At 64.9% G+C, this 12,254-nt stretch carries 14 protein-coding genes; 4 read left to right on the forward strand and 10 right to left on the reverse strand.

The annotated features are described in order from the left end of the window. Positions 1–22 precede the first annotated feature (22 nt). Both pth and H7828_RS00405 read left to right on the forward strand, forming a co-directional pair. Entirely contained in the window at positions 23–703 is a 681-nt protein-coding gene (pth, locus tag H7828_RS00400) for an aminoacyl-tRNA hydrolase (protein WP_226778960.1), read from the forward strand. 12 nt (positions 704–715) lie between these two features. Then, positions 716–1,090 (forward strand): DUF2237 family protein, encoded by a 375-nt coding sequence (locus H7828_RS00405; protein ID WP_226778961.1) that lies wholly within the window; start codon positions 716–718, stop codon positions 1,088–1,090. A gap of 62 nt (positions 1,091–1,152) precedes the next feature. Here the strand turns inward: H7828_RS00405 and H7828_RS00410 are convergent, their stop codons facing one another. The 6 genes from H7828_RS00410 to H7828_RS00435 all read right to left on the reverse strand — a co-directional run bounded on the left by H7828_RS00410 (position 1,153) and on the right by H7828_RS00435 (position 7,300). Continuing rightward, positions 1,153–1,665 (reverse strand): CarD family transcriptional regulator, encoded by a 513-nt coding sequence (locus tag H7828_RS00410; RefSeq protein ID WP_226778962.1) that lies wholly within the window; start codon positions 1,663–1,665, stop codon positions 1,153–1,155. 286 nt (positions 1,666–1,951) lie between these two features. Continuing rightward, positions 1,952–2,290 (reverse strand): ferredoxin FdxA, encoded by a 339-nt coding sequence (fdxA, locus tag H7828_RS00415; RefSeq protein ID WP_226778963.1) that lies wholly within the window; start codon positions 2,288–2,290, stop codon positions 1,952–1,954. 49 nt (positions 2,291–2,339) lie between these two features. Next, entirely contained in the window at positions 2,340–2,741 is a 402-nt protein-coding gene (locus H7828_RS00420; protein ID WP_226778964.1) for an RNA-binding S4 domain-containing protein, read from the reverse strand. Then, positions 2,728–5,769, reverse strand: coding sequence for a helicase-related protein (locus H7828_RS00425; protein WP_226778965.1), 3,042 nt, complete (start codon positions 5,767–5,769; stop codon positions 2,728–2,730). The genes H7828_RS00420 and H7828_RS00425 overlap by 14 nt, the downstream gene beginning before the upstream one ends. 133 nt (positions 5,770–5,902) lie before the next feature. Continuing rightward, positions 5,903–6,616, reverse strand: coding sequence for a porin (locus tag H7828_RS00430; protein WP_226778966.1), 714 nt, complete (start codon positions 6,614–6,616; stop codon positions 5,903–5,905). Positions 6,617–6,751: 135 nt separating this feature from the next. Then, positions 6,752–7,300, reverse strand: coding sequence for a tetratricopeptide repeat protein (locus tag H7828_RS00435; RefSeq protein ID WP_226778967.1), 549 nt, complete (start codon positions 7,298–7,300; stop codon positions 6,752–6,754). Between the two features lie 84 nt (positions 7,301–7,384). Between H7828_RS00435 and H7828_RS00440 the strand changes: the two genes are divergently transcribed. Next, positions 7,385–7,672, forward strand: a complete 288-nt coding sequence (locus H7828_RS00440; protein WP_226778968.1) for an SCP2 sterol-binding domain-containing protein — start codon at positions 7,385–7,387, stop codon at positions 7,670–7,672. A 3-nt stretch (positions 7,673–7,675) separates the two neighbouring features. Beyond that, a complete protein-coding gene (locus H7828_RS00445) occupies positions 7,676–8,623 on the forward strand; it encodes an alpha/beta fold hydrolase (protein ID WP_226778969.1) in 948 nt (315 codons plus the stop codon). A 6-nt stretch (positions 8,624–8,629) separates the two neighbouring features. Here H7828_RS00445 and H7828_RS00450 read toward each other — a convergent pair whose 3' ends face one another. The 4 genes from H7828_RS00450 to H7828_RS00465 all read right to left on the reverse strand — a co-directional run bounded on the left by H7828_RS00450 (position 8,630) and on the right by H7828_RS00465 (position 12,251). Then, on the reverse strand, positions 8,630–9,457 hold the full coding sequence (locus tag H7828_RS00450) for a fumarylacetoacetate hydrolase family protein (protein ID WP_226778970.1): 828 nt from the start codon (positions 9,455–9,457) through the stop codon (positions 8,630–8,632). A 119-nt stretch (positions 9,458–9,576) separates the two neighbouring features. Beyond that, entirely contained in the window at positions 9,577–10,296 is a 720-nt protein-coding gene (locus H7828_RS00455) for an Ntn hydrolase family protein (protein WP_226778971.1), read from the reverse strand. Positions 10,297–10,455: 159 nt separating this feature from the next. Then, complete coding sequence (locus H7828_RS00460) at positions 10,456–11,301, reverse strand: transglutaminase family protein (RefSeq protein ID WP_226778972.1); 846 nt, start codon at positions 11,299–11,301, stop codon at positions 10,456–10,458. Then, a complete protein-coding gene (locus H7828_RS00465; RefSeq protein ID WP_226778973.1) occupies positions 11,298–12,251 on the reverse strand; it encodes an alpha-E domain-containing protein in 954 nt (317 codons plus the stop codon). The genes H7828_RS00460 and H7828_RS00465 overlap by 4 nt, the downstream gene beginning before the upstream one ends. Positions 12,252–12,254 lie beyond the last annotated feature (3 nt).

Genomic DNA, 12,254 nt, shown 5'->3' on the forward strand with positions numbered 1-12,254 from the left:
CTGCGCGATGAGAGGAAAGTGGATGCGACTGTTCGTGGGGCTGGGCAATCCCGGCGCGAAATATGCGGGAAACCGGCACAACATCGGTTTCATGGCCCTTGACCGGATCGCCGGGGACCATGGCTTTGCCCCCTGGCGCGGCAAGTTCCAGGGCAAGGTAAGCGAAGGGGTGCTGGGCGGCGAGAAGGTGGTCTTGCTCAAGCCCGAGACCTTCATGAACCTGTCGGGCCAATCGGTGGGCGAGGCGCTGCGGTTCTACAAGCTGAGTGCGGCGGACCTGGTGGTGTTCCACGACGAAATCGACCTGGCGCCCGGCAAGCTGAAGCTGAAGACCGGGGGCGGGCATGCCGGGCACAACGGCCTGCGGTCGATCCATGCCCATGTGGGGGCCGAGTATGGCCGGGTGCGCATGGGCGTCGGCCATCCGGGCCACAAGGATGCCGTGCCGGGCTATGTGCTGAAGGATTTCGCGAAGGCCGATCAGGATTGGCTGGACGACATGCTGCGGGGCATTTCGGATGGCGCGGCCGACCTGGCCCGGGGCGACGGCGGGGCCTTCACCAACGCGGTCGGCCTGCGGCTGGCCCCCCAGCGCCCCTCGACCGGGAAGAAGGCCCCCCCTGCCCCGGCCCCAAAGGCCGAGCCCACCGCGGACGAGGACAACCGCAGCCCGCTGCAGAAACTGGCCGACCGGTTCAGGTGAAAGGAGAGCGAGATGGAGAAGGACAGCCCCGTGAACGTGCTGGGGGGTGATCTTGCCCCCTGTTCGACCGCGCCGATGACCGGTTACTTCCGCGACGGTGCCTGCAACACCTGCGCCCGCGACCAGGGCAGCCATACGGTTTGCGCGGTGATGACGGCCGAATTCCTGGCCTTTTCGAAATACCTTGGCAACGATCTTTCGACACCGCGCCCCGAGTTCGGCTTTCCCGGCCTGAAACCCGGCGACCGCTGGTGCCTTTGCGCCGGGCGGTTCCTGCAGGCCCATGACGAAGGCTGTGCGCCGCAGATCGTTCTGGAGGCAACCCACCTGCGGGCCACCGACATCGTGCCGCTTGACGTGCTGCGCGCCAATGCCGTCACCGGCTGACGCAACGAAAAACCGCCGCCCGATGGTATCGGACGGCGGCCAGTTCTACGTTTTTCGGCGGATCAGGCGGCGGCGCGGCTGATCAGCACATCGCCGACCTGCTTTTGCGCCATGACCTCGTCACCGCCGGTCACGGCGGCCACTTCGCGGGTCAGACGCTCAAGCGCGGCTTCATAGAGCTGGCGCTCGGAATAGCTCTGTTCGCGCTGATCGTCGGTGCGGTGCAGGTCGCGCACCACCTCGGCGATCGCGATCAGGTCGCCCGAGTTGATCTTCTGTTCGTATTCCTGCGCCCGGCGCGACCACATGGCCTTTTTCACCTTGGCCTTGCCCTTGAGCGTGGTCATCGCCTTGGTCACCACATCGGGCGAGGACAGGGCGCGCATGCCCACCTCGGTCGCCTTGTGGGTGGGTACCCGCAGGGTCATCTTGTCTTTCTCGAACGAGATCACGAACAACTCCAGCGAGATGCCGGCAATCTCCTGCTCTTCGACCGAGACGATCTGGCCGACCCCGTGAGCGGGATAGACGACATATTCGTTGGGACGGAAATCGAGTTTCTTAGACTTGCTCATACAGACACATTCCTCGTAAGGATCCCCAGAATTCGGGCGAAAGAAAAACGCCGGGAACACACAAATCCTCCCGTCGTTCGGTCAATCTGTTATCAGTTCGGCAATGCCGCATCGCGGCAGGCGCCCCCGGGACAGTGTCCATCGCCTTGTTCAACTGTGACCAACATAGCACAAAAAAGCGCCGACTCAAAGACATCGCTGCGTAAGTGGCGAATATCCTTGGAAATAAGGCTTTTAGGGGCGAAGTATTGCCGTTTTTGCCGCACCGCAGAGCGCGCGGGGCGAATCAGCCGCCCTCGCCCGGGGTCTCGCTGAAGTATTTCTCAAGCTTGCCGGTTTCGCCATCGCGTTCCTCGGCCTCGGGAAGCGGGTCCTTCTTGGTGATGATCACCGGCCAGGCCTCGGAATACTTGCGGTTGAATTCCACCCAGGGGTCCATGTCGGGTTCGGTGTCCGGGCGGATCGCATCGGCGGGGCATTCGGGTTCGCACACGCCGCAATCGATGCATTCATCGGGATGAATGACCAGCATGTTCTCGCCTTCGTAAAAACAATCCACGGGGCAGACTTCGACGCAGTCGGTGTATTTGCAGGCGATGCAATTGTCGGTGACAATATAGGTCATAGGTGCGGTCCCATCTCAGATTGCCAATCCCCTAGCCCAGCGGTGCGGATCATTCAAGCGGTCGCCTTGACGCATCCGCCATGCGCGTCATGTCGCGCCGATCTTTCTTGGTGGGGCGCCCGCCACCGTCATAACGGGGTGGCGCCGCCACCGGATCGGGGCGCGGCGCGGGGGGCGGGCTGCGATCGAGGTAAAGCGCCTGCGCCTCGGGGGCGGGGCCGCGCCGGGTGCCGCAGGACAGAACCTCGGCGATGCGGATGGAATCACCCTGCGCGAAGGTCAGGACATCGCCCGCCTTCAGCGCGAAGGCGGGCTTGGTCACCCGGTCACCGTTGACGCGGACATTGCCGGTGGAAACCTGCCGGGTGGCCAGGCTGCGCGTCTTGAAGAACCGCGCGAACCACAGCCATTTGTCCAGCCGGACCGTGCCCGGAGCCTCAGGTCTTGTCACGCAGACCCATGAGTGCGGCGGCGAAGGGGTTGTCGGGGTCGATCGCCTTTTCCTTGCGGGGCGGGCGTGCCTCGAACTTCTTGGCGCCCTGCTTGCCTGCCGGCGCACCGCCCTTGCCCTTGCGCGGGCCACCCTTGCCGCGCGGCTTGCCTTCGCCCTGGGGGCGCTTGCCACCGCCGCCGTCGCGCCGTTGCTGGCCCCGGTTGTTGTCGCGCCCGCCACGGTTGCCGCCCCATGTGAAGGTATAGAACACCTCGGTTTCGAGAGGCGTTGCGTCTGCCGCGACCTCGGGAAGGGCGGCATCGCCCGGTACGGCACTTTCGGTGTCGCCGGGTTTCTGTGCGGCCTCATTGGCGGGCAGATCGGCCTGTTCGCCCACGTCCAGCGCCCGTTCGACCGCAGGGTCCGAGGGGTGCTCCATCGCGCGGTCCACCGGCAGGGCGGCCTCGCTCGGGTCGGCATCGGGGGCGGGCGGGTCAAGCGGCACGTCGCCCGGCACCTCGGCGGGTGGTTCGACCGGCACTTCGCCCGGCGCGGTGTCGGGTTCCTCCACCGGAGTATCGGCGGGGGTTTCATCGGGCGTCTGGTCGGGCACTTCGGCCGGCGGGGGCGAACCTGCCTTGACCTTCGGACGTTCGCCCTTTTCGGCGCGGTATCCCAGCCCCGCCATCAGGCCCGAGAACTGCTCAAGCGTCATGCCGGTGATCGACAGCATGTCCGCCGTCGCCTCGAACCCGGCGCGGCTGTCCTTGGCGCGCAGCATGTCGGCCAGACGCTCCAGCATGTCGATGCGAATCGCCCGTTCGCCCGCCACGCGATAGCCCGACATGCTGGCCGCTTCGGCATCGGTGCCTGCGGGAACGGGGATGGTGACCAGCCCCGGAGGCGGGCTTTCAGGGAATTCGGACAGCCCCTTGGAAAGCGACCAGAGCACGAGGCGCAGGCGCGTGGGGGCGGGTTTCAGAAGCAGCGGCAGGAAGATGGTGAACTGACCGAAGCGGATGCCGTGCTTGCGCAGTGCGCCGCGTGCGTCCTGGTCAAGCTCCTTCACCTCGCCGGCCACCTTGTCGCGGGGCAGGATGCCGAGGTTCTCGATCATGCGGAAGGCAAAGCCCCGGGCCATGCCCGTCAGCGTCTCGTCGCGCTGCATGTTCAGAAGCGGTTCGAAAAGGGTGGCGATCCGGCGGTCGATGAAATGCTGCAACCGGCGCTGCACCTTCTGGGCCACGTCGTGGCCTGCCTCGTCGTCGACGAAGGCCTCGATGCCCGGCTTCATGGGCTCGGGGCCCGCCACCAGCTTGCCCACCGCCTGGTCGCCCCACATGAGGCCGCCCTGTTCGGTAAAGTCGATCTCGGTGTCCGGAGCGTTGTAGAACCGGTCGGCCCGAAGATGGAACTCGGGCCGAAGGGCAGCCACCGCCGCCTGGCGCAACGTCTTCGCCTCGTCCGGTGAGGCGGACGCGTCCTGATGAAAACGGAAGCCCTGCAACCGCCCCAATACCTGACCTTCGACGGTCACTTCACCCTTGTCGTTCACCTCGGCCAAAAGGCTCTCCTTCTGTTTGAGCCGCCGCAGCAGAACACTGGTGCGCCGGTCCACAAATCGTTGGGTCAGCGCACCGTGCAGTGCATCCGACAGTCGGTCTTCTACGGCACGCGTCGCGCCGCGCCAATGGCTTTCGTCATCGACCCAGCCTTTGCGCTGTGCAACGTAGGTCCATGTGCGAATATAGGCCAGTCTTTTACTTAACGCATCAATATCTCCATCGGTTCGGTCGATCCGCTTGATTTGGCGTGCCAGCCAGTCGTCGGGCACCCTGCCCCATTCGCCCAGGAACCCGAAAATCCGTTCCAGCATCCCGGCGTGTTCGCCCGGCGAAATGCCGCGGAAGTCGGGAATGCGGCAGACATCCCACAAGAGTTTCACGCCCCGCGCGTCGGAACAGCGCATGGCCACCTCGGGCAGGGCCGACAGGGTTTTCAGCGCCGAAAGATCATCAGCCTCGCGCGCGCGGGTCAGCCAGTCGCCCGCCCCCTCGGCCTCGAAGCGGGCGCGGTCGGTGGCGGCCTCAAGGCTGGCGATCAGCGCATCGGTGGTGCCGAACTCCAGCCGCGCATTGCGCCAGTTCAGCTTTTTCAGCGGGGTGAAGCGGTTTTCGACAATCGCCTCGGCCACGCCGTCATCCAGCGGCGGCGCCTCGCCGGTCACGCCGAAGGTGCCGTCTTTCATGTAGCGCCCGGCCCGCCCGGCGATCTGGGCCAGTTCGTTGGGGGCCAGGGGGCGCATCCGGCGGCCGTCAAACTTGGTGGTGCCGGAAAAGGCGACGTGGTTGATATCGAGGTTCAGGCCCATGCCGATGGCATCGGTGGCCACCAGGAAATCGACATCGCCGTTCTGGTACATGTCGACCTGGGCGTTGCGGGTGCGCGGGGAAAGCGCCCCCATCACCACGGCCGCCCCGCCCTTCTGGCGGCGGATCAGCTCGGCGATGGCATAGACGTTATCGACCGAGAACCCGACGATGGCACTGCGCGGCTGCATCCGGGAGATCTTTTTCGCCCCGGTGTAAAGAAGCTGCGAAAACCTCTCGCGGCGCACGAACTGCGCCTTGGGGACAAGGGCGGCGATGGCGCCGCGCATGGTTTCGGCGCCCATGAACAGGGTTTCGTGGGTGCCGCGCGCGCGCAGCAGGCGGTCGGTAAAGACATGGCCGCGCTCGGGGTCGGCGCAAAGCTGGATCTCGTCGATGGCCAGGAAATCGGTTCCCATGCCTTCGGGCATCGCCTCGACGGTGCAGACCCAATACTGGGTGCGCTCGGGCACGATACGCTCTTCGCCCGTCACCAGCGCCACCACCGAGGGGCCGCGCGCCGCGACGATGCGGTCATAGACCTCGCGCGCGAGAAGGCGCAGCGGCAGGCCGATGATCCCGCTGCGATAGCCCAGCATCCGCTCGATGGCATAGTGGGTCTTGCCGGTGTTGGTGGGGCCAAGGACCGCTGTGATACGGCCAAGTGAATCGCTCATGCCCGGGCCTTCTTCTGCTGCCTGCGCTTCATAGATGAAGTCTGGCGCAGCTGGACACAACCCGCACCGGCAAAACAAAACGGCGGCACCCGGGGGCGCCGCCGCAGTCGTCGTTACCGCAGGGCGGCGAAAATCATGACCCGGGCGTGATTTTCAGGATACCCCGGCTGCCGAAGGTTGCGCCCTTCTTGTCCCCCAACGCAAAGCTGGCGCCAACGCCCACAAAGGTCTCCGAATCCGAGAACCCCTGGTCGGCCACCCTGACGCTTCCCACCTCGGCATAGGCCGACACCCGGGGCGCGAAGGCGTATTCGCCCCGAAGGCCGACGCGGCGCAGGGATGCGCCGTCTTCGAAGCTGACATAGTCAATCGAGGTTTCGATGCTGAACGCGTCGTTCAAGGCATAACCGCCGGACAAGCCTGCGAAAGTCGCCTTTTCGCCTTCACTGTCGCCATGGGCGGCATAGCCCTCGACACGGAAGGCGTCAAAGGTGCTGCGCGCCTCAAGGCCAAGGTAATCGGCATGTTCGCCGCTGACCCAGTCGCGCCCATAGAACAGGCCCAGGGCCGTGTCGTCATTCAGGTGATAGATGCCGTGCAGGGTAAGGTTGCTTCCGTTTTCGTCGGAAACCCCGAAGTCGCGATAGGCCAGGTCGACCTCGACACCGAACTGCGGCGTGATGCCGAACTCGACCGCACCTTCAAGGCTGAGCGCGCGAAAATCGGCGTCCTTGGTAAATGCGGAATAGCCCAGGGTCACGTCGCCCCCGGTCAACTCGGCCGCCTGGGCGGTTCCAAACAGGCACGCAAAGACCACCGCACCGGTGGCCGCAGATCTGACGTTCATTCTTACCTCGAGAAGGGATGGCGATGGCCTCTCACGATCGAGGGCCCGCGCCGCACCGATATCCGATTTCGCGAACCAGTAAATATCCCCGTTACGATTGCGCCGGCGGATGACCGGAAAAGCACAATCCGCCGCTCAGGTCTCTACGCCCTCGGCGATGACCGTCAGGCGCTGGATCGCGGCCTTTGCGCCCGGTTGGGCGGGGTAGAGATCGTGCACAGCGCGCCATGCGGCCAGTGCCTCGACCTCATATCCCATTTCCTCAAGCAATGTGGCCAGCCCACCCAGCGCCCCGAAATGGCGCGGGTTCAGCGCCAGCGCCATGCGGATGTCGGCCAGCGATTCGCCATAGCGGTTCAACTGGAACAGCGCGGTGGCGCGGGCGTTATAGCCTTCGGCAAAATCCGGCGCATGGTCGATCAGGGCCGAGTAGTGTTCGATGGCAAGCACAAGGTCGCCCTGCTCCATCATCTTGCGGCCCCGTTCCAGCAGCAGGTCCATGGCGGGCGAGCCGCTTTTCGACCATTCCTCCCAGATCTTGCGCGCGATGGGTTCCGACGCTTCGACATCGGCCGATTTCAGCGCCGCGAACAGGTCATCCAGGTCGTCCTGTTGTGCGACGGCCGGAAGTGTCACACAAATGTTCAGGGCAAGTGCCGCAACGACAGGTTTGAGAATTTTCATGACCGCTCCCATAACATTAGGAAGATATTAGCGTACCGGTGCCGGAAATCACCCCACCGACGCATCACAATGAAAGGAATTTCCATGTCCGACCTGATCACCGCCGCCGCTGCCACGCTGAACGAAAAGCTGGGTGGCGATTTCGACGGCTCGGCCAAGTTCGTGATCCCGGACGAAGGCGCGATCATGCTGGACGGTGCAGGCGCGCGCCCCGGCGATGACGACGCCGACGTGACCATGACCGCCGACGCCGACACCTTCCGCGAGATCATCGAGGGCGAGTTGAACCCCACCACCGCCTTCATGTCGGGCCGCCTGACCATCGACGGCGACATGGGCACGGCGATGAAGCTGGCCTCGGCCCTCGCCTGAGCCATGGTCGCCCTGACGATGCAGAAGGCGCCCTTCCATGCGGAAGTGGCAGGTGCCCCCGAAGGCGGTGAAACCCACTGGGCCACCACCGCCGACGGGCTGCGCATCCGGCTGGCGCATTGGGCGAAGGGCGACAAGGGCACGGTGCTGCTGTTTCCGGGGCGCACCGAATATATCGAGAAATACGGCCCCGCAGCGGGGGAATTTGCCGCCCGGGGCTATGCCATGCTTAGCGTCGATTGGCGCGGACAGGGCCTGGCCGACCGCATGATCGACGATCCGCTGGGCGGGCATGTGGTGGAATTCACCGACTACCAGAAGGATGTCGCCGCCCTGGTCGAGGCGGGCGAACGGCTGAACCTGCCCCGGCCCTGGTATCTTGTGGGCCATTCCATGGGGGGCGCCATCGGGCTGCGCGCCCTGAACGAGGGCCTGGCGGTGAAGGCCGCGGTCTTTTCGGCGCCCATGTGGGGCATCACCATCGCCCCGTCCCTGCGCCCCCTGGCCTGGTCTCTGTCCTGGGCCAGTCGGGGGCTGGGCTTCGGCCACGCCTTCGCGCCGGGCACCTCGAACCAGTCCTATATCCTGGGCAACGGCTTTGACGACAACATGCTGACGGGCGACCGCGGCATGTGGGACTGGATGAAGGCCCAGCTTTCGGCCCACCCCGAGCTTGTTCTGGGCGGCCCGTCCCTGCGCTGGCTTTACGAGGCGCTGAACGACACGCGGGCGCTGGCGCGCATGCCTTCGCCTTCAATTCCCGCGCTGACCGTGCTGGGCACCGACGAAAGGATCGTCGATCCGGGGCGGATCAAGGCGCGCATGGCCGACTGGCCGGGCGCAAGCACCCTGATGATCGAAGATGGCCGCCACGAGGTGATGATGGAAACGCCAGAACGGCGCGCACGCTTCTATGATGCCGCCTGCGCCCTGTTCGACGCCAACCGTTAGGGGGGATCAGGCCGCGCGCACCTTCTGGTGCTGACGACCCAGGTGGCCCACCTCAAGCTCCATCGCGTCACCGGCCTTCAGGTACACCTGGGGCCGCCGCCCCATCCCGACGCCCGAGGGCGATCCGGTGGCGATGATGTCACCGGGCATCAGCGACATGAACTGCGACATGTAGCTGATCAGCCGCGCCACCGGGAAGATCATGTTCGAGGTATGCCCGTCCTGCATCAGCTGACCGTTCAGCGACAGGCGCAGCGCCATGTCCTGAGGATCGCCCGCCTCGTCTGGGGTGACAAGCCAGGGGCCGACAGGGCCGAAGGTGTCGGCGGATTTGCCCTTGGTCCACTGGCCCGCGCGCTCAAGCTGGAATTCGCGGTCGCTCAGGTCGTTCACGGCGACGTAGCCCGCAACATGCGACAGGGCCGCGGCCTCATCGACATAGCTGGCCCTGCGCCCGATGACGACGCCCAGTTCCGCCTCCCAGTCGGCCTTGACGGAACCGCGCGGCAGGATCACGTCGTCATTCGGCCCGCACAGGGCCGAGGTGGCCTTGAGAAAGAAGATCGGTTCGCGCGGGGGCTGCATGTTGTTCTCGCGCGCATGGTCGGTATAATTCATGCCCACGCAGATGTATTTTCCCACCTGCCCGACCGGCACGCCAAGGCGCGGATTTCCTTCCACTTTCGGATAGTGGCGGGGGTCGATCCCCTGCAGTTTCGCCAGAACCGGACCGGCAAGATCCATGAAATCCTGCGACAGGTCGCGGATGGTTCCCGTATCGTCCAACACGCCGGGTCGTTCGGCGCCGGGTTGGCCAAATCGCACAAATCTCATTGCCTGCTCCAAATGCTTGCGCCCTTTGAACGGCAGCGCTGACCGAAGGTCAACCCGCGGTTATCGGGCCGGCCTGAATGCAACCCGTGGCGCAGCGGCCGCAAGACCACGATCAGGGGTCAGAGTGCGACTTCGGTAAAGGCATCGCGCAGGGCGTTGGACCAGGACACGCTCATGCTGTGGAACACCGGATCGTCGGCTTCGATGCGGCGGTAATCGGCCTTCATCGCGCCTTCGCGGATCACCGTCAGGTCCAGCGGCATGCCCACCGACAGGTTCGAACGCAGGGTCGAATCCATCGACAGCAGAACCGCCTTCTGTGCATCGGCCAGCGATGTGTCCATCGTCACCACGCGATCCAGGATCGGCTTGCCGTACTTGTGCTCACCGATCTGGAGGAACGGCGTGTCGGTGGTGGATTCGATGAAATTGCCCTCGGGATAGACCAGGAACATGCGCATCCCGCCGCCCCGCCGTTGCCCGGCGACGATCATCGTGGCGCTGGCGTTCTGGTTCATGCCACCCATCTTCACCGCGACATCCCGCGCGACGTTCGACAGGGTATTGCCCACGATCTCGGCCACCCGAAGCATGGTGGGCGCCGACATGATCGATTCGACCGGGCCGTCGGGGGTGTCGATGGCATCTTCCAGGCGCGCGATCGTCGTCTGGGTCACCGAAAGGCTGCCAGCGGTCATGATGGTGATGACACGTTCGCCCGGCTGTTCGAAGGTGAAGGTCTTGCGATAGACCGAAATATTGTCGAGCCCGGCATTGGTGCGCGTGTCGGAAAGCAAAACCATGCCCGCATTCAGCAAAAGCCCCACGCAATACGTCATCGTCCCACCGTCGCCCTGTTCAGAAATCCGACCGCCCCGAGGCGGTATCGGACCTGATTATGACGCGAACGGGCAATGCGCAATCCGCGACGATGCGTAAAAACGGACATGGGGCAGCTTTGCCACCCCATGCCCCTGCCCCTGCCAGGCGACGCGGCCCTATTGCTGCGTCTGGCTTTGGCTTTGCCCGCTGTCCACCTTCTCGACGTGAACATCGACATCCATCGCCTCGATCCCGGCGCCATCGACCACGCCGCGGATCGGTGCCGCACCCTGGGCATCATGCCCCGAGCCCAGCCTGACATAGCGTTCATCGGGGCAGCACTGGTTTGCCGGGTCAAACCCGATCCAGCCGATGCCCTGCACCCAGAGTTCGGCCCAGGCATGGCTGGCCTCGTGGGCGGCTCCGTCGGCCCCGGATTCAAGATATCCGGTGACATAGCGGGCCGGAATGTCGCTGGCCTGTGCGGCCGCGATCAGGGCGTGGGAATGATCCTGGCACACCCCCTGCCCCTGTGCCAGGGCCTCGGCCCCGCTGGTGGCCGAGGTGGTTTCGCCCGGGCAATACTGGATCGCCCCTGCCACGGCATTGGCCAGGGCATGGGCACGCGCCAGGTGATCGTCGGCAGGCACATCGGCCAGCGCCTCCTCGGCCAAGGCATGGACCGAACGGTCGGCCTCGGTCGAGGTGGTGGGGCGCAGATAGGCCTCGGGCGGGACGGATTCGCGATGGCCGCGCAGCACGCCCGCAAGGTCGCGGGTTTCGATGGTGCCCTGTACCACCACCCGCACCTCGTGCACCGGGCCGGGCACCGATATCGTCTCGATCCAGTCGCCCGCCCCGTCGCGAAACGACGCACCGCGCAGGGCGCCTTCAATCTCGACCTTCCAGTCGACCACCTGCTGGCCCTCGAACTGCGAGGGCGTCAGGCGGTGGCTTTGCACCACGCTGCGCATGGGTGGGTTGAAACGGTAAAGTGTTTCGTGGCTGATTGTCAGTCTCATCGCACATCCCCGCTCAGATACATTTCCTGCACTTCGCCGCCCAGGGCGGCCACGTTGCCGATCATCCGGCTCAGGAATTCGTGAAGGCCCTCGTCGAAGACATCCTGAACCTGCATGTCCGACAATTCGCCCACCATCTCGCGCACCTTGGTCTGGGCCGGCCCCGGCTTGCCATAAGAGCGCGCAAGGCGTTCGAGGTGGAAATCGGCACCTTCGATCGCGCTGGTCAGCGACCTTGGGCATTGCCGGTTCAGCACCAGGAAATCGACAATCTTGGGCGGACTGATTTCGCCCCCATAGGCCCAGTTGAAGGCCCGGCTGGAGGACATGGCCCGCAACAGCGTGCGCCACTGGTAGTTGTCCAGCCCCGAACCGACATAGCTGAGCTGCGGAAGCAGCGTGAAATACTTCACGTCCAGCATCCGTGCCGTGCTGTCGGCCCGTTCCAGGTAATGGCCAATATTGGTGAAATCATAGCCATCGTTGCGCAGCTGCGTGTTCAGCGCGGCGCCGCGCACAAGGGCGGTGGTGCGCAGGGTCCAATCCGTCAGGTCCGACAGCGACAGGCGCGAACGCTCGACGCGGCCGAAATCCTGCACCTCCTGGAAGGCGGTGTTCAGGGCATCCCAGACCTGCCCGGTCAGCGCCGTGCGCACGATCCGACCGTTTTCACGGGCCTTTTCGATGCACGAGGCAACCGAGTTCGGGTTGTCGCGGTCGAAGAACAGGTAGGTTTCGACGTTGCGCTGCACGATGTCGGAATACTTTTCGCCAAACCCGCCGGCGGTGCCGGTGGCCTGCAGGACGGATTCCCAATCGTTGCGGTATCCGCCACCGGTGTTGGGCATCAGCGCATTGCGCGCCCCCACTTCCAGAAGACGGGCGTTGGTTTCGGCACGTTCGATGTAACGCGCGATCCAGTAAAGGTTCTCGGCGGTTCTGCTCAGCATGTT

The sequence above is a fragment of the Oceaniglobus trochenteri genome, assembly GCF_020529025.1.
Taxonomy (GTDB): domain Bacteria; phylum Pseudomonadota; class Alphaproteobacteria; order Rhodobacterales; family Rhodobacteraceae; genus Oceaniglobus; species Oceaniglobus trochenteri.

Excerpts from the sequence above, each read along its gene's own strand:
- H7828_RS00425 (WP_226778965.1), bottom strand. The coding sequence starts at position 5,769 with ATGAGCGATTCACTTGGCCGTATCACAGCGGTCCTTGGCCCCACCAAC.
- H7828_RS00410 (WP_226778962.1), bottom strand. The coding sequence starts at position 1,665 with ATGAGCAAGTCTAAGAAACTCGATTTCCGTCCCAACGAATATGTCGTC.
- pth (WP_226778960.1), top strand. The coding sequence starts at position 23 with ATGCGACTGTTCGTGGGGCTGGGCAATCCCGGCGCGAAATATGCGGGA.
- fdxA (WP_226778963.1), bottom strand. The coding sequence starts at position 2,290 with ATGACCTATATTGTCACCGACAATTGCATCGCCTGCAAATACACCGAC.
- H7828_RS00440 (WP_226778968.1), top strand. The coding sequence starts at position 7,385 with ATGTCCGACCTGATCACCGCCGCCGCTGCCACGCTGAACGAAAAGCTG.
- H7828_RS00465 (WP_226778973.1), bottom strand. The coding sequence starts at position 12,251 with ATGCTGAGCAGAACCGCCGAGAACCTTTACTGGATCGCGCGTTACATC.
- H7828_RS00430 (WP_226778966.1), bottom strand. The coding sequence starts at position 6,616 with ATGAACGTCAGATCTGCGGCCACCGGTGCGGTGGTCTTTGCGTGCCTG.
- H7828_RS00405 (WP_226778961.1), top strand. The coding sequence starts at position 716 with ATGGAGAAGGACAGCCCCGTGAACGTGCTGGGGGGTGATCTTGCCCCC.
- H7828_RS00460 (WP_226778972.1), bottom strand. The coding sequence starts at position 11,301 with ATGAGACTGACAATCAGCCACGAAACACTTTACCGTTTCAACCCACCC.
- H7828_RS00435 (WP_226778967.1), bottom strand. The coding sequence starts at position 7,300 with ATGAAAATTCTCAAACCTGTCGTTGCGGCACTTGCCCTGAACATTTGT.
- H7828_RS00455 (WP_226778971.1), bottom strand. The coding sequence starts at position 10,296 with ATGACGTATTGCGTGGGGCTTTTGCTGAATGCGGGCATGGTTTTGCTT.
- H7828_RS00450 (WP_226778970.1), bottom strand. The coding sequence starts at position 9,457 with ATGAGATTTGTGCGATTTGGCCAACCCGGCGCCGAACGACCCGGCGTG.
- H7828_RS00445 (WP_226778969.1), top strand. The coding sequence starts at position 7,676 with ATGGTCGCCCTGACGATGCAGAAGGCGCCCTTCCATGCGGAAGTGGCA.